The 20023-nt window shown below is 58.7% G+C and carries 20 protein-coding genes; 13 read left to right on the forward strand and 7 right to left on the reverse strand.

The window, feature by feature from the left end; translation table 11 throughout:
- The first annotated feature begins 198 nt into the window (after positions 1 to 198).
- The 5 genes from cspC (at position 199) to yebF (ending at position 3128) form a co-directional block, all read left to right on the forward strand.
- A complete protein-coding gene (gene cspC, locus GF111_RS24160; protein WP_004927572.1) occupies positions 199 to 408 on the forward strand; it encodes a cold shock-like protein CspC in 210 nt (69 codons plus the stop codon).
- Between the two features lie 147 nt (positions 409 to 555).
- On the forward strand, positions 556 to 1938 hold the full coding sequence (gene dbpA / locus GF111_RS24165; protein ID WP_038877089.1) for an ATP-dependent RNA helicase DbpA: 1383 nt from the start codon (positions 556 to 558) through the stop codon (positions 1936 to 1938).
- Positions 1939 to 2026: 88 nt separating this feature from the next.
- Entirely contained in the window at positions 2027 to 2350 is a 324-nt protein-coding gene (locus GF111_RS24170; RefSeq protein ID WP_038877091.1) for a YebG family protein, read from the forward strand.
- Between the two features lie 39 nt (positions 2351 to 2389).
- Positions 2390 to 2698 carry a N(4)-acetylcytidine aminohydrolase gene (yqfB, locus tag GF111_RS24175; RefSeq protein ID WP_038877094.1) on the forward strand — a complete coding sequence of 103 codons (309 nt, stop codon included), beginning with the start codon at positions 2390 to 2392 and terminating at the stop codon, positions 2696 to 2698.
- A 70-nt stretch (positions 2699 to 2768) separates the two neighbouring features.
- The gene (gene yebF / locus GF111_RS24180; protein WP_038877096.1) at positions 2769 to 3128 is read left to right on the forward strand and encodes a protein YebF; all 360 of its coding nucleotides are present in this window, start codon (positions 2769 to 2771) and stop codon (positions 3126 to 3128) included.
- Positions 3129 to 3184: 56 nt separating this feature from the next.
- Here the strand turns inward: yebF and GF111_RS24185 are convergent, their stop codons facing one another.
- The 5 genes from GF111_RS24185 to mdtH all read right to left on the reverse strand — a co-directional run bounded on the left by GF111_RS24185 (position 3185) and on the right by mdtH (position 7877).
- Positions 3185 to 3748: a lipoprotein gene (locus tag GF111_RS24185; protein ID WP_038877098.1), complete on the reverse strand. Its 564-nt coding sequence runs from the start codon at positions 3746 to 3748 to the stop codon at positions 3185 to 3187.
- A 152-nt stretch (positions 3749 to 3900) separates the two neighbouring features.
- Positions 3901 to 5541 (reverse strand): AarF/ABC1/UbiB kinase family protein, encoded by a 1641-nt coding sequence (locus tag GF111_RS24190; protein ID WP_038877101.1) that lies wholly within the window; start codon positions 5539 to 5541, stop codon positions 3901 to 3903.
- Positions 5542 to 5576: 35 nt separating this feature from the next.
- On the reverse strand, positions 5577 to 6224 hold the full coding sequence (gene grxB / locus GF111_RS24195) for a glutaredoxin 2 (protein ID WP_038877103.1): 648 nt from the start codon (positions 6222 to 6224) through the stop codon (positions 5577 to 5579).
- Between the two features lie 127 nt (positions 6225 to 6351).
- On the reverse strand, positions 6352 to 6600 hold the full coding sequence (locus GF111_RS24200; protein ID WP_038877105.1) for a hypothetical protein: 249 nt from the start codon (positions 6598 to 6600) through the stop codon (positions 6352 to 6354).
- Between the two features lie 71 nt (positions 6601 to 6671).
- Positions 6672 to 7877 carry a multidrug efflux MFS transporter MdtH gene (gene mdtH, locus GF111_RS24205; protein WP_038877106.1) on the reverse strand — a complete coding sequence of 402 codons (1206 nt, stop codon included), beginning with the start codon at positions 7875 to 7877 and terminating at the stop codon, positions 6672 to 6674.
- Between the two features lie 345 nt (positions 7878 to 8222).
- Between mdtH and rimJ the strand changes: the two genes are divergently transcribed.
- The 4 genes from rimJ (at position 8223) to murJ (ending at position 12016) form a co-directional block, all read left to right on the forward strand.
- Positions 8223 to 8807, forward strand: a complete 585-nt coding sequence (gene rimJ, locus GF111_RS24210) for a ribosomal protein S5-alanine N-acetyltransferase (RefSeq protein ID WP_038877348.1) — start codon at positions 8223 to 8225, stop codon at positions 8805 to 8807.
- 9 nt (positions 8808 to 8816) lie between these two features.
- The gene (locus GF111_RS24215) at positions 8817 to 9461 is read left to right on the forward strand and encodes a YceH family protein (protein ID WP_038877107.1); all 645 of its coding nucleotides are present in this window, start codon (positions 8817 to 8819) and stop codon (positions 9459 to 9461) included.
- The gene (locus GF111_RS24220) at positions 9454 to 10374 is read left to right on the forward strand and encodes a Gfo/Idh/MocA family protein (RefSeq protein ID WP_147191416.1); all 921 of its coding nucleotides are present in this window, start codon (positions 9454 to 9456) and stop codon (positions 10372 to 10374) included. Before GF111_RS24215 ends, GF111_RS24220 begins: the two co-directional genes overlap by 8 nt.
- Before the next feature lie 106 nt (positions 10375 to 10480).
- A complete protein-coding gene (gene murJ / locus GF111_RS24225) occupies positions 10481 to 12016 on the forward strand; it encodes a murein biosynthesis integral membrane protein MurJ (RefSeq protein WP_038877110.1) in 1536 nt (511 codons plus the stop codon).
- Positions 12017 to 12078: 62 nt separating this feature from the next.
- Here the strand turns inward: murJ and argS are convergent, their stop codons facing one another.
- A complete protein-coding gene (gene argS / locus GF111_RS24230) occupies positions 12079 to 13809 on the reverse strand; it encodes an arginine--tRNA ligase (RefSeq protein ID WP_038877112.1) in 1731 nt (576 codons plus the stop codon).
- A gap of 830 nt (positions 13810 to 14639) precedes the next feature.
- Here argS and GF111_RS24235 point away from each other — a divergent pair.
- Complete coding sequence (locus GF111_RS24235) at positions 14640 to 15206, forward strand: VOC family protein (RefSeq protein ID WP_094300735.1); 567 nt, start codon at positions 14640 to 14642, stop codon at positions 15204 to 15206.
- Here GF111_RS24235 and GF111_RS24240 read toward each other — a convergent pair.
- A complete protein-coding gene (locus GF111_RS24240; RefSeq protein ID WP_110593959.1) occupies positions 15203 to 16351 on the reverse strand; it encodes a MalY/PatB family protein in 1149 nt (382 codons plus the stop codon). The two genes, GF111_RS24235 and GF111_RS24240, sit on opposite strands and share 4 nt — an antisense overlap.
- A gap of 101 nt (positions 16352 to 16452) precedes the next feature.
- Between GF111_RS24240 and cutC the strand changes: the two genes are divergently transcribed.
- The 3 genes from cutC to GF111_RS24255 all read left to right on the forward strand — a co-directional run bounded on the left by cutC (position 16453) and on the right by GF111_RS24255 (position 20003).
- Entirely contained in the window at positions 16453 to 17211 is a 759-nt protein-coding gene (cutC, locus tag GF111_RS24245) for a copper homeostasis protein CutC (RefSeq protein ID WP_048234720.1), read from the forward strand.
- 429 nt (positions 17212 to 17640) lie between these two features.
- Entirely contained in the window at positions 17641 to 18045 is a 405-nt protein-coding gene (locus tag GF111_RS24250; protein WP_047730530.1) for a hypothetical protein, read from the forward strand.
- A complete protein-coding gene (locus tag GF111_RS24255) occupies positions 18042 to 20003 on the forward strand; it encodes an FKBP-type peptidyl-prolyl cis-trans isomerase N-terminal domain-containing protein (RefSeq protein ID WP_168653946.1) in 1962 nt (653 codons plus the stop codon). The genes GF111_RS24250 and GF111_RS24255 overlap by 4 nt, the downstream gene beginning before the upstream one ends.
- The last annotated feature ends 20 nt before the right edge of the window (positions 20004 to 20023 follow it).

Consider the following 20023-nt stretch of genomic DNA (forward strand, 5'->3'; position numbering starts at 1 on the left):
CAGTATATACGAAAACGATTGCGTGCGCAGCCGCCGCGCCAAGTTTGTTGCTAACTGACTGTTTTTATAACAAGCAGAAATATTTGCCCTGCATGGGCGATTGTGCGTTAATAAGCGACGGCGAAAGAAGGCCTACATATAGCAAGGTTTTCGCGTCTCGTGCCGTCAAGGCAGGTTTATCAAGTAAAGGAAACACAAATGAGCAAGATCACTGGTCACGTTAAATGGTTCAACGAAAGCAAAGGTTTCGGCTTCATCACGCCTGCCGACGGCTCTAAAGACGTTTTCGTTCATTTTTCCGCTATCGTCAGCGATGGTTTCAAGACCCTGGCTGAAGGCCAGCAGGTTGAGTTCTCCATCCAGGACAGCCAACGTGGCCCAGCCGCAGCCAACGTCGTTGCTATTTAACGACTGAGCCGCCAAGAAACCCGCCGCCGGCGGGTTTTTTTATGCCCGCTGCCCGTAACGCCGCCCATCTCTGTTATCATTTACCGCTGATTCGGCGCCAACCTGCGGGCGCGCCGCCATTCCATTCGTCATATAAGAGTTATCGCCGTGAGCACAGTTTCTTTTTCTTCCCTGCCTCTGCCAGCCGAACAGTTGGCCAACCTCAACGAACTGGGGTACGCCAAAATGACGCCGGTACAGGCCGCCGCGTTGCCCGCCATCCTGCAAGGGCGAGACGTGCGCGCCAAGGCGAAAACCGGTAGCGGTAAAACGGCGGCGTTCGGCATTGGTTTGCTGAATAACATCGTCGTTGCTCAGGTTGCCACGCAGGCGCTGGTGCTCTGTCCCACCCGCGAGCTGGCCGATCAGGTGAGCAAAGAACTGCGCCGCCTGGCGCGCTTCACGCAGAACGTCAAAATCCTGACGCTGTGCGGCGGCCAACCGATGGGGCCACAGCTCGATTCGCTGGTGCACGCGCCGCATATCGTGGTGGGAACGCCGGGCCGCATCCAGGAACACCTGCGCAAGAAAACGCTGCTGCTGGACGAACTGAAGGTGCTGGTGCTGGATGAGGCCGACCGTATGCTGGACATGGGCTTCGCCGACGACATCGACGATGTGATCAGTTACACGCCGCCGCAGCGTCAGACGCTGCTGTTTTCCGCTACCTACCCGGCGGGTATCGAACGCATCAGCGAGCGCGTTCAGCGTCAGCCGCTGAGCGTCGAAGTGGACGATGACGAAGCGCAGACCGCCATCGAACAACGTTTCTATGAGACCACGCGCGATCAGCGCCCGGCGCTGCTGGTGTCGGCCATTCGTTATCATCAACCCGCGTCCTGCGTGGTGTTCTGCAATACCAAACGCGATTGCCAAACGGTGCTTGAGGCCCTGGAGGCCCGCGGCATCAGCGCACTGGCGCTGCATGGCGATCTGGAGCAGCGCGACCGCGACCAGGTGTTGGTGCGTTTCGCCAACCGCAGTTGCCGGGTGTTGGTAGCGACCGACGTCGCCGCTCGCGGGCTGGACATCAAAGAGCTGGAGCTGGTGGTTAACTACGAACTGGCGTTCGATCCTGAAGTGCATGTGCACCGTATCGGTCGTACCGGCCGCGCCGGCATGAGCGGGCTGGCGATCAGCCTGTGCACGCCGCAGGAAATGGCGCGGGCGCACGCGATTGAAGACTACCTGCAGATGACCATTGCCTGGGCGCCGGTGTCCGAGCTGAGCGGGGCCGCCAACGGTTCGCTGGAGGCGGAGATGGTGACGCTGTGCATCGACGGCGGCCGTAAGGCGAAGATCCGCCCAGGCGATATCCTTGGCGCGCTGACCGGCGATGCCGGGCTGACGGCGGCGGAAGTGGGCAAGATCGACATGTTCCCGGTGCATGCCTACGTCGCGATCCGTAAAGCCAGCGCGCGCAAGGCGCTGCAGCAGCTGCAGCAGGGCAAAATCAAAGGCAAGAGCTGCAAGGTGCGGCTGCTGAAATAAGCCGACGGCGGGCGGCGGTTTGCCTTCCCGCCGCTATCTATTTATACTGTATATAATTACAGTTATTTGAGTATTTGAGGACGCACGCATGGCGGTTGAAGTTAAATATGTGGTGGTGAGAAACGGTGAGGAAAAAATGACTTTCGCGAGCAAGAAAGAAGCCGACGCCTACGACAAAATGCTGGATTTGGCGGATAACCTCGGAGAGTGGCTGCAACAGGCGCCGCTGAACCTGGACGACGAACAGCGCGAAGGGCTGAGCTTCTTCCTGGCAGAGAATAAGGACGCACTGGGTCTGATTTTGCGCGGCGCATCACCGGCGGAAACCGGCAAAAAACCGACGGAAGCGAAAGCGAAAAAAGCGCTCTCTAACTCAAAAGAGGGATCTGCGTCAGAAAAGCAAGCGGCATAATGACTTATGTTGCGGTGTTGTGATGAAAAAGGATCTAAAATGAGCCGTGAAATAACTTTCTTCAGCCGCTTTGAGCAAGACATTCTGGCCGGGCGTAAAACCATCACCATTCGGGATGCCAGTGAGTCGCACTTCGAACCGGGTGAGGTATTGCGCGTAAGCCGCAATGAAGACGGCGTATTTTTCTGCTTTATCGAAGTGCTGTCGGTAACGCCGGTGCGCCTGGATGCGCTGACCGAACGCCACGCACAGCAGGAGAACATGTTGCTGGGCGAGCTGAAGCAGGTGATCAAGGAAATCTATCCGGGCCTGGATGCGCTGTTTGTCATCGAGTTCGTCAAACGGTAACTCTTTGCCGAAACCCTGTTGTGAGCCAGGGATGGGCGCCCGGATAGCGCTAATCACAACGGGAGGACATATGAAAAAAACGGGTTTGGCTATCGCCTTGTTGGCCATGATGGGAGCATCGACTGCGGTGTGGGCGCAGGATCAAGAGCAACGCACCGCCAAGGTGGGGCAGTGTGCCGGTCTGCAGCCGGCGGATATTGCCGCTCAGGTCAAGCGTGATTTCTTGCAGAACCGCATCACGCGCTGGGAGGCGGACAAAAAGCTGCTGGGCACCGCAACCCCGATCGCTTGGGTCAGCCCGGATGCCATCACCGGCAAGGATCAGGTGTGGCAGGTGCCGCTGACGGTGCGGGGTACCAAGATGGATAAAACCTACAGCGTGACACTCAACTGCAACACCGGCGAGATTGCCTACAGCGCGCCGCAGTAATACTTTCCCGTAATAAAAAGCCCGCCGATCGGCGGGCTTGATACATCAAGACGCGGTCAGTCGCTAAACGGGATCACCAACTCACCCGGTTTCACTTCCAATCCCTTCGCCAGTTTTTTCGCCAGCGCTTCGGTTTTGCTGTTGTCAGGATTCAGCACATAAGCCGGCTTTTGGTCGAAGTAAGACTTCAGCGACTGGTTCAGGTATGGCGTCAGCGCTTTCATCACCGTCTGCATTTTTTCCGGCTGCACGCTGTAATCGGTCAACTCCATATCCTTCAGGTAAATGGCGCCCTGCGCACGGTCGTAAACCGGCTGCGCTTTCAGCGTCAGCTTCAGGTCCGCCACCTGCGGGCCGAGAATCGACGTGATGTTGACCTTGGCGTCGCCGGAAAGGGTGACTTTACCCGGTTCGCTGCGACCGATCTGGCTTTGCAGCTGAGTCAGCACGATGTTGGCGTCCACCAGGCCGGGCACGCCGATCTGCTTCTGATAGTCGTTGTGTTTCTGCAGGTAATCATTCACTTCCTGCTCACTCAGGGTGTATTGGGTCAGTTGATTGCAACCGGCCAATACGCCGGCGAACAGCAGGGCGGCTGCGCCCATCAGGATCTTCTTCATTCATGCCTCATTGCGACTGCTGGCGAAAAGTGCTGCAGATAATTGATTAATCATTATAAACGTTCCGCCTGCGCGTGAAAACGGCAGGCGGCGATGTGCAGAGGATAGTGCGCGCAAAAGCGGGCGAGACCTATCGGATAACGCCGAAAGCGTCAGCGCCGCAGCCGCAGCGCCAAGAGCACCACGCCGGCCAGGCAGGCCGCGCCCCCCAACAGCGGGAACAGCGGAATGCCCCACAGCCGCAGCGACGAATGCATCAGATAAGGCGCCAGCCCCAGGGCAAAAGCGGCGGTAACGATGGCGATGGCCAGGGTCACGGCGGCGCGTTCCAGCGCTTTGCTCAGCTGGCCGAGGTTACTGACGTTGATATCGGCATTGAGTCGCCCGCGTTTTAGGCGGCGAACCAATAGCCGCAGAGTTTGCGGCAGCTCTTCTCCGGCATCGAGCGCTTCCCCACCCAGGGCCAGCAGCCGCTGGCGCACGGCGTCGGGGGCGTAGCGCTGCAGCACCGTTTGTTGCAGCATCGGCTTGAGCGTGGCCACGATGTCGAAGGCCGGATCCAGCCGATGCAGTACGCCGTCGGCGGTGATTAATGCCTTGAACAGCAGCACCAGATCGGGCGGCAGCGCCAGCTGGTGTTCGCGCGCCATCACCAGCAGGTCGGTCAAGGCTTTACCCAGCGTCAGGGTGGCGGCGGCCTGTTTGTCGAGAAAGTTTTGTGCCGCCAACTCCAAATCCATCAGGTCCAACGGTTCGCTATCCGACCAGGCGATCAGCGTGTTGACGATACCTTCGGACTGGCGATCGGCGATGGCCTGCAGCAGCAGGAGCAACTGGTTACGCCGCCGCTCGGACAGCTGGCCCACCATGCCGAAGTCGATAAAACCGACGCGGTCACCGCTCAGCGCCATGACGTTGCCGGGGTGCGGATCGGCGTGATACAGCCGATGCTCCAGCACCATGCTCATAAAGGCGCGGGCGCCGCGTTGCGCCAGCAGCGGGCCGTCAAAGCCCGCCGCCGCCAGCTTTTCAGGGTTTTCCGGCGCGGTGCCGGGCAAGTATTCCTGCACTAACAGGCGGGGCGAAGAGTATTGCCAATAGATTTTCGGCACCACCACGTCGGGTTGACGCGCGAACATCCCGGCAACGCGGTCGCAGTTATGCCCTTCGTGGGTCAAGTCCAGCTCGTGATTGAGCGCCGTTGCCAACGCTCTGACCATCTGCCGCGGCCGATAACGCGCCAGCGCCGGGCTCTGCTGCTCCACGCTCTCCGCCAGCGAGGCCAGCAGCCGCAGATCGGCGTGGATGGTTTTCGCCAGACCGGGTCGCAACACTTTTACCACTACCTGTTCGCCGCTGTGCAAGCGCGCGCGGTAGATTTGCGCCATCGACGCCGCGGCCAGCGGCGTGCGATCGAATTCGGCAAATCGCTGCTCGGGCTCGCCACCCAGATCGGCGATGATTTGCGGCGCCAGCGTTTCCCATGGCAACACCGCCGCCTGGCTGTGCAGGCGATCCAGTTCGTCGGTCCAGGCCGGATCCAGGAGGTCAGAGCGCGTGGCCAGAATCTGGCCGAATTTGACGAAGGTGGGGCCCAGCGCCTCGAGCGCTTCACGCAGCCGCTCAGGCAGGGTTTGTGCATCCTGCGGGGCGGCTCCGCCGCGGGCGCCGCGTAACAAGGCCCCCAGGCCCAGCAGGCGCAAAACGTCTTGCAGACCGTAACGAATCAGAACGGAGGTTATTTCCTTCAGCCGCGCCCGGTCGCGGGCGGTGGCGAGCACCATTTTCAACATCAGTACGCCATATCCTTATTTGTCATTCTCGAACGTTATTGTTCCATATCCAGCAGCAACGGCACCTCGCTGCGCTGCGCCATGCGGTTGCGGTAGGCTTCCACGTTGTCCGGCAGCGCAACTCCGGCGACGATCGATAACGAGCGCAACAGCGGGAACAGGTGAATGTCGTCCTCGGACAGCTCACCGTTTACCGCGTCGGTGGAGACGATCAGCGGCGACAGCGTTTGCAGGTCGGCTTCCAGCTCGGCGATCAGATCGGCACTGTTGGCGAGATGCTCGGCAAAATCACCAATAGCCGCCTGTTTCTTATCAATAAAGTAGCGGCGGGCGCTGTCGGTGGCAAACTCTTCGAAATCGGCATGCGCAATACGCGGCAGCAGCAATTTGGCGCTGTAACTGTCGACCCGCTGCAGCCACTCTGCAATGGCCGGATTGGTGCTGCCGGTCAGCACCGGCTTGCCGTCCAGGCGATCGACATAGCGCACGATATCCAGGCTTTCCGGCATCGCTTCGCCGTCGTCTTTGACCAGGATCGGCACCATTTTTGCGCCGATCAGGTTGACCGGGGTCGTCTCATCGTCGTTGAGCAAGGTGACCAGCCGAATCGGCTGGCGCTTCAGGCCAAAAATCATGCGGGCTTTAACGCAGAAGGGGCAATGATCGTAAATGAACAGTTTCATGCTTGCTCCGGGTTGTCAGGTTTTAACAGCAATAGTTACCACAGCTTATCGAGGCTGTCTTGATGTGCGTGTGTTGGATGGTGCGTTATTGCGACATTGCCCGCGCAACAGGCGCGGGCGAGGGGCGTTATTTCTTGGTCGGTACCGAGTTGAGCACATCGATCAGGTGAATGCGGGCCTGTTCCAGATCGACCTGATCGCGCTCGTTGGCGGCGGAGACGACCTGCAGCTGTTTGATGATATCGCTTTTCAGCGCGCTGTCGCCGGCGATGATGTGGGCCAGCGCTTTTTCCACCAGGGTAGAGCGCGCATAAATCATGCGCAGGTTCAGTATCATATGTTCGAGCAGTTGCGGTAACTTCGCTTCTTCAATCATGCCTACGGGCTCCTGTGGGTTTTTACTAACAGGATAGCAGCTGTTGCCGATTCGGCCGGATTTCTATGGCGTTAACCGCCGGGAAGCAGCATCGACGCACTGCGCCGCGGGCTGAACTGCCAGTACAGCGCCAGCAACGTAGCGAAGCCTACTGCCCCCAGCAGCAACCAGGGCAGCTCCGGCATGTTCATCGTCCGCCCGGTATCGTACATCCAACCGCCGCCGGTATAACCCAACGCGCCGCCCAGCGCCAGACCCAGGCGGCTAAAGCCCATATAGCTGCCGCGCGCACGCGGATCGGCCAGCGAAGCGCTCAGCGTTTCGCGCGCCGGTTCGGCGATGATCGATCCCAGATAGAAGCAACAGATCAGCGTGAACACGCCCTGCAAACTGGTGGCGAGACCGATCGGCAGCAGGCTGAGCGTCATCAGCAACAGGCCCGCCATCAGGCGCTGCTCAAGCCGGAAGTGTTTTTCTCCCCAACGCGCCAGCGGATAGAGCAGCGACAACGACAGCGCCGCTTCAATCGCATACATCCATTTCACCGCCGCCGGTGAACCGGCGATTTCGTTGACCACGATCGGCATCATCAGCATCACCTGTACCGCTAACATGTAATAACCGGTCAGCGTCAGGACATAGGTGAGAAAGCGGCGATCGCGCAGGACCCGCAACATGCCTTCCTTCATCGGTATGCGCACGGTAGAGATGCGGTAAGCCGGCAGTAGCCAGGCATTCCAACCGGCGGCCAGCACGAAGATCGCCGCCCCGACCCAGCAGACAAAGTGAAAATCGTACTGCAGCAGCCAACTGCCGATCAGCGCGCCGACCACCGCGCCGGCGCTGTCCTGCATCATCAGCAGCGAGAAAAAGCGGCCGCGCTCGTGCGGACGGGTCAGTTTGATCACCAAAGCGGTACGCGGCGGATCGAATAACGTGCCGCCGAGGGCGGAAAGCGCACAGGAGAACCACAGGATCCAGGGCTCATCGGCCATCGCCATGGTGGCGAACCCGGCGGCGCGCAGCAACATGCCGGTAACGATCATCGGCTTGGCGCCGAAACGATCGGCAATGGCGCCGCCAAAGATGCCGAGCCCTTGTTGCAACAGCTGGCGCAAACCCAGCGCGATGCCGACGATCAGCGCCGCCCATCCTAATTGATCGACAAAGCGGATCGAAATAAGCGGAAAAACGACAAAGAAGCCTAACACCACCAGCAGGTTATCGAGCAACAGAAAATATTTACCCAAGCTGCGCGCTTGCGACACCAGAGACATGCTTCACCATGAGCAATCAAGAAAGAAGGGGAGACAGCTGTTCCATTCTCTACCCAATTCCCGTACGGCGACAGGGGTGGCATAGATAATATTTTTTTATCGTCAAGGTGTTACCTGGGCTGCAAAATTGGCGGAAAAACGCCGTAAAACGCGTATTCGGCGATTTACTGAGCGGCCGGGATTTTACCTCGGGGGCGGGCTACGGTTATATTGAATGCAGGGAAGCGCAGTTCTGCGGCGCTATTGGCAAAATAAAACCATGGCAAAAGATCGACACAGGATAATGATCCGCTCGGCTTCCTAATAAATACTTCTTATCGAACCGTTTTGACTGCGGGGGAAATGATGTTCGGCTATCGCTCTGCATCGCCAAAAGTACGTCTTACAACCGACCGGATGGTGGTCCGTTTAGTGCATGAACGGGATGCCTATCGCCTGGCGGATTATTATGCCGAGAACCGGACCTTTCTCAAACCCTGGGAGCCGGTGCGCGACGAAAGCCACTGTTATCCTTCCGGCTGGCAGGCGCGCCTGGGCATGATCACCGAAATGCAAAAGCAGGGCAGCGCCTACTATTTTATCCTGCTCGATCCGGAAGAGCAGGAAGTGCGCGGCGTGGCGAACTTCAGCAACGTGCTGCGCGGTTCGTTTCACGCCTGTTTCCTCGGTTATTCGCTGGGGGAGAAATGGCAGGGACAAGGGCTGATGTTCGAAGCCTTGCAGTCCGCTATCCGCTATATGCTGCGCCAACAGCGCATGCACCGCATCATGGCCAACTATATGCCTCACAACCAGCGCAGCGGCGCACTGCTGACGCGTCTGGGATTCGAACGTGAAGGTTACGCCAAGGATTACCTGCTGATCGACGGCAAGTGGCAAGACCACGTTTTGACGGCATACACCAATAAAGAGTGGCTACCCGAACGTTGAGGCCAAACGATGAAATATGAATTGAACGCCAAAGAGGCGCGGGTCATCGGCTGCCTGTTGGAAAAACAGGTCACGACCCCGGACCAATACCCGCTTTCGCTTAACGCCATTACCCTGGCGTGCAACCAAAAAACCAACCGCGAGCCGGTAATGGATATGAGCGAAAGCGAGGTGCAGCAACTGCTCGATCTGTTGCTGCGCAAACATTTCCTGCGCACACTCAGCGGGTTCGGCAATCGGGTAGTCAAGTACGAACAGCGGTTTTGCAACTCCGAGTTCGGCCAACTGAAACTCTCGCCGGCCGAACTGGCGGTGATCGCCACCTTATTGCTGCGCGGCGCGCAAACGCCGGGCGAGCTGCGCACCCGCACCAACCGGATGCACGAGTTCAACGATGTCAGCGAGGTCGAACAGGTGCTGCAGCAGCTGGCTACGCGCGAAGATGGTCCGTTCGTGGTGCGCCTGGCGCGTGAGCCGGGCAAACGCGAAAGCCGGTTCATGCATCTGTTCAGCGGCCAGATTGATGAAGCGCCGGCGGCGCTTGAGTCTGAGGACGACGGCGACTTGAGCGCCAGGGTCAGCGCATTGGAAAACGAAGTATCGGAATTGAAACGGCTGGTGCAACATCTGTTGGCGAGGGATACGAATGACTAAATTGCGTGTGGGCGTGGTGGGATTGGGCAGTATTGCGCAGAAGGCTTACCTGCCAATCCTCGGCCAGGCGGCGGATTGGACGCTGGTGGGCGGTTTTTCGCCCAATCAGCAAAAAGCGCAGCCGCTGTGCGACAGCTACCGCATGGCCTGTTTCTCCCGTCTGGACAGCCTGGCCGAACAGTGCGACTCGGTCTTTGTCCACAGCAGCACCGCCAGCCATTTTTCCGTGATAGGCGAGCTGCTGAACCGCGGCGTGCACGTTTACGTCGATAAGCCGCTGGCGGAAACGCTGGAGCAGGGCGAGCAGTTGCTTGAGTTGGCCGAGCGGCGAGGCAAAACGCTGATGGTGGGGTTCAACCGCCGTTTCGCGCCGCTTTACCGGCAGCTCAAACAGCAAATGAATCAGCCCGCCTCCATTCGCATGGATAAACATCGGGCGGACAGCGTCGGCCCGCACGATCTGCGTTTTACCCTGTTGGATGATTACCTGCACGTGGTGGACACTGCGCTGTGGCTGGCGGGCGGAGGCGAACAACTGCTGAGCGGCAGCTTGTGCGCCAACGCCGCAGGCGAAATGCTGTACGCCGAGCACCACTTCGCCTGCGGGGGCACGCAGGTGACGACCAGCATGCATCGCCGCGGCGGCAGCCTGCGCGAAAGCGTGCAGGCGGTGACCGACGGCGCGCTGTATCAGTTGACCGATATGCGTCACTGGCTGCGTGAAGATGCGCAGGGCGTGTTGGAACAGCCGGTGCCGGGCTGGCAAAGCACGCTGGTGCAACGCGGCTTCGACGGGGCGGTGCGGCATTTCCTCAGCGCCGTTGCCAACCAGAGCGCGCCGGAAACCGGCGGCGAACAGGCGCTGGTCGCCCAGCGGGTGGTCGAGCGCTTACTGCGGGATAACTCTATGTAACATATGGCGGTAGCTATTCTTTTCCGGATGCGTAAACTGAGCCGATTGTTTCACTGACGCCTGCTGTAGCAGGCGTTGATATTTACGGTACCTATCAGACAACCACATGAACCTACTCAAATCCTTGGCTGCCGTCAGCTCGATGACGATGTTTTCGCGGGTGTTGGGCTTTGCCCGCGATGCGATCGTCGCGCGCGTGTTCGGGGCCGGCATGGCAACGGACGCCTTCTTCGTGGCGTTCAAACTCCCTAATCTGTTACGCCGTATCTTTGCCGAAGGGGCGTTTTCGCAGGCCTTCGTGCCGATCCTGGCCGAATACAAGAGCCAGCAGGGTGAAGAGGCGACGCGCACTTTTATCGCCTATGTCTCCGGGCTGCTGACGCTGGTGCTGGCGGTGGTGACGGTGCTGGGGATGCTGGCTGCGCCCTGGGTGATCTACATTACTGCGCCGGGCTTTACCGATACGCCCGACAAGTTTGCCCTGACGTCGGCGCTGCTGCGCATCACGTTCCCCTATATTCTGTTGATCTCACTGGCGTCGCTGGTGGGGGCGATCCTCAATACCTGGAACCGCTTCTCGATCCCGGCCTTTGCGCCAACGCTGCTTAACGTCAGCATGATCGGCTTCGCGCTGTTCGCGGCCCCGTATTTCAATCCGCCGGTGCTGGCGCTGGCCTGGGCGGTGGTGGTGGGCGGCGTGCTGCAGCTGGGGTATCAGCTGCCGCACCTGCGCAAGATCGGCATGCTGGTATTGCCGCGCCTCAAGCTGGGCGATGCCGGGGTCTGGCGCGTGATGCGTCAGATGGGGCCGGCGATCCTCGGGGTGTCGGTCAGCCAAATCTCGCTGATCATCAACACCATTTTCGCTTCGTTCCTGGTGTCCGGCTCGGTATCCTGGATGTACTACGCCGACCGCCTGATGGAGTTTCCTTCCGGTGTGCTGGGCGTGGCCTTGGGCACCATCCTGCTGCCGTCGCTGGCCAAAAGCTTCTCGAGCGGCAACCACGATGAGTATTCGCGCCTGATGGATTGGGGGCTACGCCTGTGCTTCCTGCTGGCGTTGCCGAGCGCCATCGCGCTCGGCATTTTGGCCAAGCCGCTGACCGTTTCGCTGTTCCAGTATGGCAAGTTCAGCGCCTTTGACGCGGCGATGACGCAGCGTGCGCTGGTGGCTTACTCGGTAGGGCTGATGGGGCTGATCGTGGTTAAAGTGCTGGCGCCGGGCTTCTATTCGCGGCAGGACATCAAAACGCCGGTCAAGATCGCCATCATCACGCTGATCATGACGCAGGTGATGAACCTGGCGTTTATTGGCCCGCTGAAGCATGCCGGCCTGGCGCTGTCAATCGGTTTGGCGGCCTGTCTGAACGCCTCGCTGCTGTATTGGCAGCTGCGCAAACAGAAAATTTTCCAGCCGCAGCCGGGTTGGGCGCTGTTCCTCACCAAGCTGGTGATCGCCGTACTGGTGATGTCGGCCGTGTTGATTGGCGTGATGTGGCTGATGCCGGCCTGGGATCAGGGCAACATGCTGGAGCGTTTGCTGCGCTTGGCTGCGGTGGTGGTGGCCGGTGTGGTGGCGTACTTTGGCGTGCTGGCCGGGTTGGGCTTCCGCCCGCGCGATTTTGCGCGCCGGGTCGCTTGAGCCAAAGGTAAGCATACAAAAAGGTCGCCTAGGCGACCTTTTTGCTTTCTGGGCGGCGCAGTTTACATGCGTTCGACGGTTTCGATGCCCAGCGTATCCAGACCGGTTTTCAGCGTTTTCGAGGTCAGCAGCGCCAACTTCAGGCGACTCTGACGCGCTTCTTCGCTGTCGGCGTTAAGGATCTGGCAGTGCTCGTAGAAACCGGAGAACAGGCCGGCCAGATCGTACAGGTAGCTGCACATGACGTGAGGCGTGCCTTCACGCGCGACGGTGGTGAGCACTTCTTCGAACTGCAGCAGGCGGGTGGCCAGCGCAATTTCGCGCTCTTCGGTCAGCGTCAGCGGCAGCGTCAGGCTGGTTTCGTCGATGCCGGCGCGTTTGAATACCGATGCCACACGGGTATAGGCGTATTGCATATAAGGCGCGGTATTGCCTTCGAAGGCCAGCATGTTATCCCAGTCGAAGACATAGTCGGTGGTGCGGCTTTTCGACAGATCGGCGTATTTCACCGCGCCGATACCGACCACGCGGGCCACGGTTTTCATTTCGTCTTCCGGCATATCCGGGTTTTTGCCGGCGATCAGCTGTTCGGCACGTTCGATGGCCTCATCCAGCAGGTCGGAGAGCTTCACCGTACCGCCCGAGCGGGTTTTGAACGGCTTGCCGTCTTTGCCCAGCATCATGCCGAACATGTGGTGTTCCAGCGAGACGGACTCCGGCACGTAACCGGCCTTGCGCACGATGGTCCAGGCCTGCATCAGGTGCTGATGCTGACGGGAGTCGATGTAATACAGGACGCGATTGGCACCCAGGGTTTCGTAGCGATACTTGGCGCAGGCGATGTCGGTGGTGGTGTAGAGGTAGCCGCCATCCTTTTTCTGGATGATGACGCCCATCGGATCGCCGTCCTTGTTCTGGTATTCGTCGAGGAACACCACGGTAGCGCCTTCGCTTTCCACCGCCAGCCCTTTGGCTTTCAGATCGGCGACGATGCCCGGCAGCATCGCGTTATACAGGCTTTCGCCCATCACGTCGTCTTCGGTCAGCGTGACGTTCAGGCGGTTATAGGTCAGCTGATTTTGCGCCATGGTGATGTCGACCAGCTTGCGCCACATTTTCAGGCAGTACTGATCGCCGCCCTGCAGCTTCACGACGTAAGCGCGCGCGCGCTCGGCGAACTCGGCATCTTCGTCGTAATGCTTCTTGGCTTCGCGGTAGAACTGTTCCAAATCGGACAGGCCCATGTCGCTGGCGTTTTCATTTTGCATTTTTTCCAGGTAGGCAATCAGCATGCCGAACTGGGTGCCCCAGTCGCCGACGTGGTTGGCGCGGATCACTTTATGGCCCAGAAACTCTTGGGTACGTGCCGCGGCGTCGCCGATGATGGTGGAGCGCAGGTGGCCGACGTGCATCTCTTTCGCCACGTTCGGCGCGGAGTAGTCGATTACGATAGTTTGCGGCTCAACCGGTGCGATGCCCAATTTCGGTGCGTTCAGCACCCGATCGGCCTGGCGCGCGACCCAGTCGCTGTTCAGGAAAATGTTGATAAAGCCGGGGCCGGCGATTTCCACTTTAGCGGCGACATCGCCGAGATCCAGCAGTTGCACCACTTTTTCCGCCAGTTGACGGGGCGGCATGCCCAGCTTTTTGGCGACGGACATCACGCCATTGGCCTGGTAATCACCAAACTGCGCCTTGGCGGATGGGCGGACCTGCGCTTCGCAATCGGCTGGCGCGCCAGCGGCGATCAGCGCCTGGCTGACTTTATCTGAAAGAAGAACCTGAATATTCACCGGGTTACCTTAATGACGAACGAGGGGCTGAAGCCAACCCCTGTGGGATTCAACGGTGGCGGGCACGATGGGCGACCTCCACAAAACAGCCTGCAATTGTAACCGATCTGACGGAGCCCGTCAGCAGTTGGCGCGGCCGCAGCGATGAAACTGTTGTCGGGTGCGGCGCGTTGATGGCCGAAAGCGGAAAGGCAGGATGAATGAAAGAAAACGTGTAGCGGAGAGGATTAGGAGACTAACGTTTTTTATTGTGGCGTCTGGCATCCAGCGTGTTGGTGCTGCGGGATTTAAAATGACGGTAGATGGCGTATACGGCGATAATTATCAACACCAAGGAAATCGTCAGTAATAACATAATAATCATCTCGAATTTAAATTTCCTCCAAAGTAGCTGAGTTGCCTCGATGAATCAATTGCTCGGGGTTAAATTAAGATAATCCTTAGATTTTTATCGGTTTTTGGATTTTATTGTCTTTTTTTACAATAGGTTGTGCATCGTATTTTGTGCGGCTTTGATGAGTGGGAAAGACTTGAGTAAGCCAACCTATTCAATCAGTTTGACCTGCATGCCATGTACGATTTTGTGTAAAATAACTTAAATCATAGCGTCATGATAAAAGGGTTTAATGAACTGCGAAAAATCTTATTTTTTATTTTTTTTGTTGATTTTATAAGCTGTCATATTAATAAGTTCTCAGGTTTCTATTCCCCATGCACACAGTCGAAAATCATTCTTAACGGTAACCGAAAAACCTCGCAACGGTGGCGAGCGCTGCCGCCACCGTGTAAATTACGGCGTTTCACATGCGTTCCGTTGTTTTGAGGTTTCTATGATCACCCCCTTGCAGGCCATTGCCGAGCTGGACGACCTGGTGCTTGACCTGCCGCGTTTCGAGCAGGCATTGCATCAATTTGCCGCCAAATTGCGGCTCGATCTGGCCGCGTTTACCGCCGATCACATCTCTCTGCGCTGTCATCAGAACGCCACTGCCGAACGCTGGCGCCAGGGGCTGATGCAGTGCGGGACACTGCTGTCCGAGTCGATGATCAACGGGCGACCTATCTGTCTGTTCGATTTGTCGCAGCCGCTGGCCGTGGGGCCGTGGCAGATAGACTGCGTCGAGCTGCCGTATCCCGGGGAGAAACGCTATCCGCACGAAGGCTGGGAACACGTCGAATTAGTGCTCAGTGGCGATCCGCAGACGCTGCACGCTCGGGCGTTGAGCCTCCTTGCCGATGAAGCGCTGCTGACCCCGGGGATCAAACTGAAGCAAAGCTCGCCAAAAGGCGAGGGCGAACGGCTACCGAACCCGACGTTGGCCATCACCGACGGAACGGTGACGATCAAGTTTCATCCTTATTCCATTCGAGATATCGTCGCCAGCGAGCAAGGTTAGCCAGGCAGTGCCGCACAGGCTCGCGCCATGCGATCGAGCGCTTCATCGAGCAGGGCCCACCGGCAACCAAAGTTAAGCCGCACAAAGCGCCGATCGCCGAAATCCAAACCGGCGCTTAATCCTACGCCCGCACGTTCGAAGAACTGATGCGGGTTGTCCACCGGTAAAGCGCTGCAATCGATCCACGCCAGGTAGGTGGCTTCGATTGGCAAAACCGTCAACCCCGGCATGGCGTTGATGCGCTTGGTCAGCCGATCGCGATTGGCACGTAGATAAATCAGCTGCTCGTCCAGCCAAGGCTGCCCGTATTGATAAGCCGCCTGCGCCGCCACCAGCGCCAGCAGATTGACCTCCGGCACGATGCCGCTGCGCGCGCGTTTCAGCCTTTGTCGCAGCGCTTCGTTGGGAACGATCGCCAGTGAAGCGCCCAGCCCGGCGAGATTAAACGTTTTTGACGGCGACATCAGCGTCACGCTGCGTTGGGCCGCATCGTCATTCAGGGTGGCGAAAGGGGTATGCCGCACGCCGGGTTCAAGCAGCAGCTCGCAGTGGATTTCATCGGAACAGACGATTAAATCGTGTTTGCGAGCGAACTGATGGTGCTGCAACAGCTCATCCCGGCGATAAACGGTGCCACCGGGATTCTGCGGGTTGCACAGCAACAGGAGCTTCTCGTTGCCGCTAAGCCGATCACGCATCGCGGGGAAGTCCAACACCCAACGTTGGCCTACCGCCGTTAGCGGCACCGAGAGGTGTTTACGCCCGGCGAATTTAGCCGCTTTGCGGAACGGCGGATAAATGGGAGAGGGGGCCAGCGTGCTCTGGTGTTCTTCGGTGCAGGCGCGCACGCACAGGTTCAGGCCGCACACCAGCCCAGGCAGGAAAATGATCCATTCGGGCTTGATGTGCCAGCCGTAGCGCTCTACCATGCGGCGGGTAAAAACCTCAATAAGATCAGGGGATAGGTGAGTGTAGCCGAATACGCCGTGCGCCACGCGGCGCTGCAAGGCTTCGATCACCGCCGGCGGTGAGGTGAAATCGCTGTCGGCGACCCAAAGCGGAATAATGTCGCGGTCGCGATATTTATCCCACTTAACGCTGTCACTGTGACTGCGGTCTACCCATTGATCAAAATTGAATGCCATAGTTACAACCCTGAGCCGGTTTATGCCTAAGCATGAGCCTACGTGAGAAATGAAGAAATGAACAATTGCCGCCGTATGTTGGCCGTTATCTGGGGGTGACAATGATAAAACTGGAAGTTTGTTGCTTTAGCGTCGACTGCGCGCTGACGGCCGAACGGGCAGGCGCCGATCGCATCGAGTTGTGCGCCAGCCAGAGCGAGGGGGGATTGACGCCGAGCTATGGCACGCTGCGTCTGGCGCGCGAGCGGGTTGCGATCCCGGTGCATCCGATCGTTCGTCCTCGCGGTGGCGATTTCTGCTACGGCACGGTGGATTTCGAGGTGATCAAACAGGATCTCCGCCAGATCCGCGAGATGGGGTTCCCCGGCGTAGTGGTCGGCATGCTGGACGAAGAAGGGCACATCGATCTGCCGCGCATGCGCGAAGTGATGAAGCTGTGCGAGGGCATGGCGGTGACGTTCCATCGCGCGTTCGACATGTGCCAGAATCCGATGGTGGCGTTGGAACAACTGACCGAGCTGGGCGTGGCGCGCATTCTGACCTCCGGCCAACAGCAGAGCGCCGAACTGGGCCTGCCGCTGCTGCGCGATTTGCGCCAGGCCAGTCACGGCCCGGTGATCATGGCGGGTGCCGGCGTGCGTCTCAGCAATCTGCACAAGTTTGTCGATATCGGCCTGCATGAACTGCACAGCTCTTCCGGCCATTTGGTGCCGTCGACCATGCGTTACCGCAAGGCGGGCGTCACTATGTGCTCCGATAACGAGTTTGACGAATTTAGCCATTATTGCGTGGATGGCGAAATGGTGGAGGCGATGAAAAACGCGCTGGCCTTGGTTGATCCCCTGGCGCAAAGCGCATAAACACGCAGCTAACCGCGTTTGAAAACCGGTTTCCGGGCCGTAAGACCCCTTTGCGTGTCACTGAGCTCTCGGCGATTGCGCAAGTACCAGGCCCCGGCGTTTTGCCGGGGCTTTTTTTATGTTTTGCAAAGACGCGGTGTCCGTTTAAAGGCGGTTTCTCGGTCGAACTGTCCCCCATATCTTCTTGCGCTCGCCATGCCCTGCTGATAAGTTTGTGAGTTAAAATCCTTTAAATATCATCATATTAAATGATTTTTTGGTATTTATTGCCGTGGTGAATGATTTGCGTTCTGCCGCTCGTCACCGCGCCGGTATTTTTACCTGTTCATCGCCTGCCTTATGGCCGGAACATCACAGCATCAATTGAGGAGAGCCGTCGGCGCAGCCGCAGGGCGCGTTAACGGCGGACTAAACAAGGAGATAACGATAATGACCCGAACGGCACACTGTTTGAGCGCGGCGCTTTTACTGACGTTGGCCCTGAGCGGCTGCCAGACCGCCAAGCGACCTGTTTCTACATTAAGCCAGCCGCCCAGCGCAGAAGAAATTGCGGAACAAGACAAACGGCAGCGTGAGGCCGAGCGCATGCAGCAGTGCCAGCGCGAGTTGGATGCCATGCGCGGCATGGATAACGAAAAATACCAAAAATTCAAACGTGAATTCGATACCTTGATGGGCGGCGCCGCGCAGTATGCCGGGGTACGCCAGCGGGTCAACACGGGCACGCAGGAAACCGTCGATGCCCTGTATCGTTATCGCACCAGCCGTCTTTGTGCGGACATCAGTTCTGCCATGATGACCGGCCTGGCTGAGCGCGGAGAACGTGCCCAATGACCCCTCGTGCAAGAAAGGCATTACTGAGCCTGATGATACCGCTGGCGTTTGCGCCCGTGGTGGCCGGGGCGGATGACGATGTGCCGGCATTATTGCAGTTTGCCGAGCGTTACCAGCGCCAGGACGCGCCGGCAGCCGAGACCGTGGTTACCCCATCCCAGGAAAGCCAAAAGCCGGCGTCCCGGCCGGTTCAAACTCGTGAAACGAGCTCACAGCGAAAGCAACTGGCGCAGTTGCAAAAGACGCTGCGCGAGAAAGAGACTCGCTTGGAGCAACAGCAAGCCGCTCTTCAATCCCTGCAGCAGGAGCTGACCGCGTTGCGGGTTGCGTCGTCCCTGACCGCTGCCGATAAACCGACGCCGGCGCCTGATTTGAGCGCGTTGAGCGACTTCGCCAGCGGCGTAAGACAGGCGCTGAACCTGACGCCGCAGGAGCGCAAGGCTCAGGCGCAGATCGCCGAAGCGCAGGCGGCGTTAGCGCGGCAAAAGCAGCAAACCGAGGAGCGCGACCGGCGCATTGCCTTGCTGGAACAACGGCTGGCGGCGTTGCCTGAGCAGGCGGATAAGGCTTGGCAGGAGAAACTGGCGGCGGCCAAGACCACCAACGATAAAGCTCGCCAGCGTTATGAGCAGGATAAAAAAGCGGCCGCCGCTGAGCTGGAACAGCAGAAGGCCGAGGCTGCCAGGCTGACGGGCGAACTTCAGCAGCAGCTGGCGCAGCTGCAGAAAGAGCGTGATGGTCAACGCCAACAGGCCGAGCAACAAGAGAAAAGCCTGAAGACGGCGCTGGAACAGCAGAAGGCCGAAGCCGCCAAGGCGATAGGCGAACTTCAGCAGCAGCTGGCGCAGCTGCAGAAAGAGCGTGATGGTCAACGCCAACAGGCCGAGCAACAAGAGAAAAGCCTGAAGATGGCGCTGGAACAGCAGAAGGCCGAAGCCGCCAAGGCGATAGGCGAACTTCAGCAGCAACTGGCGCAGCTGCAGAAAGAGCGTGATGGCCAACGCCAACAGGCAGAGCGGCAAGAGAAAAGCCTGAAGACGGCGCTGGCGCAGCAGAAGGCTGAAACCGCCAAGGCGACAGGTGAACTGCAGCAGCAACTGGCGCAGCTGCAGGAAAAAAACAAGACGCAAACCGAACAGGCTAAGGCGCTGGAACAACGCCTGGTAACGGCAACGGCAGAAAGTGCGCAGGCTGTGCAGCAGCGAGATAAAGCGACGCAGCAGGCGGATAAAACGGCAACGGAGCTGGCGGCCGCCCATCAGGCGCAGCAAGCCTTGCGTGAGGAACTGGACGGGCTGAGATCGCGGGCCAAATGGCTGCCGGATACGCAGTCGCTCAAGAAAAAACCGGAGCAACAGAGCTATGCTGCCGGTGTCGCTTTGGGGCGCGATATTCAAACGATGCTGGCGGAGCGTAAAAATTGGGGCATCAATCCCGATAAGATCGTGCTGCTGGCGGGCGTGATCGATACCTTCAACGGCCATTACCAACTGAGTGATGCGCAGTTGACCCGCGCGCTGGCGGAGTCGGAAAAAGCGGTGAACGATGCCAGAAACCAGGCGGCTAAGGTGCAGATCAGCAAGGGAGAGGCCTTCGTCACCGAGTTCAAAAAGAAGAAGGGCACGCAGAAGTCGCCTTCCGGTTTCTGGTATCGCATCGATTATACGGGTGATGAAACCATTAAGGAAAACGCGCGGGTGGACATCGTGGTGAAGGAAAGTTTAACCGATGGCAGCGTGATTCAGGATATGGATCGCAGTGGGAAGGTGATGTCACAGCCGCTCTCCGCCTATCCGCCGTTGTTCCGCGAGGCAATCGGCCATCTGAAAAACCATGGCTCGCTGACGATGGTGGTGCCGCCGGCGTTGGCGTACGGTGAAACGGGCTATGCGCCGCAGATCCCGCCGAACGCGACCATGGTGTATGAGCTGCGGATTGTCGATGTCGACAACGGGTAAATTCGGGCCGGCGCAGGCCG

It is taken from the genome of Serratia sp. HRI (genome assembly GCF_010119335.3).
Classification (GTDB): Bacteria; Pseudomonadota; Gammaproteobacteria; order Enterobacterales; family Enterobacteriaceae; genus Serratia; species Serratia nevei.

Coding starts and splice junctions, on each gene's coding strand:
- GF111_RS24215 (WP_038877107.1), top strand. CDS start 8,817: ATGAAATATGAATTGAACGCCAAAGAGGCGCGGGTCATCGGCTGCCTG.
- GF111_RS24220 (WP_147191416.1), top strand. CDS start 9,454: ATGACTAAATTGCGTGTGGGCGTGGTGGGATTGGGCAGTATTGCGCAG.
- cutC (WP_048234720.1), top strand. CDS start 16,453: ATGATAAAACTGGAAGTTTGTTGCTTTAGCGTCGACTGCGCGCTGACG.
- GF111_RS24200 (WP_038877105.1), bottom strand. CDS start 6,600: ATGATTGAAGAAGCGAAGTTACCGCAACTGCTCGAACATATGATACTG.
- murJ (WP_038877110.1), top strand. CDS start 10,481: ATGAACCTACTCAAATCCTTGGCTGCCGTCAGCTCGATGACGATGTTT.
- GF111_RS24185 (WP_038877098.1), bottom strand. CDS start 3,748: ATGAAGAAGATCCTGATGGGCGCAGCCGCCCTGCTGTTCGCCGGCGTA.
- grxB (WP_038877103.1), bottom strand. CDS start 6,224: ATGAAACTGTTCATTTACGATCATTGCCCCTTCTGCGTTAAAGCCCGC.
- GF111_RS24170 (WP_038877091.1), top strand. CDS start 2,027: ATGGCGGTTGAAGTTAAATATGTGGTGGTGAGAAACGGTGAGGAAAAA.
- GF111_RS24255 (WP_168653946.1), top strand. CDS start 18,042: ATGACCCCTCGTGCAAGAAAGGCATTACTGAGCCTGATGATACCGCTG.
- mdtH (WP_038877106.1), bottom strand. CDS start 7,877: ATGTCTCTGGTGTCGCAAGCGCGCAGCTTGGGTAAATATTTTCTGTTG.
- cspC (WP_004927572.1), top strand. CDS start 199: ATGAGCAAGATCACTGGTCACGTTAAATGGTTCAACGAAAGCAAAGGT.
- yqfB (WP_038877094.1), top strand. CDS start 2,390: ATGAGCCGTGAAATAACTTTCTTCAGCCGCTTTGAGCAAGACATTCTG.
- GF111_RS24240 (WP_110593959.1), bottom strand. CDS start 16,351: ATGGCATTCAATTTTGATCAATGGGTAGACCGCAGTCACAGTGACAGC.
- GF111_RS24235 (WP_094300735.1), top strand. CDS start 14,640: ATGATCACCCCCTTGCAGGCCATTGCCGAGCTGGACGACCTGGTGCTT.
- GF111_RS24190 (WP_038877101.1), bottom strand. CDS start 5,541: ATGTTGAAAATGGTGCTCGCCACCGCCCGCGACCGGGCGCGGCTGAAG.
- rimJ (WP_038877348.1), top strand. CDS start 8,223: ATGTTCGGCTATCGCTCTGCATCGCCAAAAGTACGTCTTACAACCGAC.
- yebF (WP_038877096.1), top strand. CDS start 2,769: ATGAAAAAAACGGGTTTGGCTATCGCCTTGTTGGCCATGATGGGAGCA.
- GF111_RS24250 (WP_047730530.1), top strand. CDS start 17,641: ATGACCCGAACGGCACACTGTTTGAGCGCGGCGCTTTTACTGACGTTG.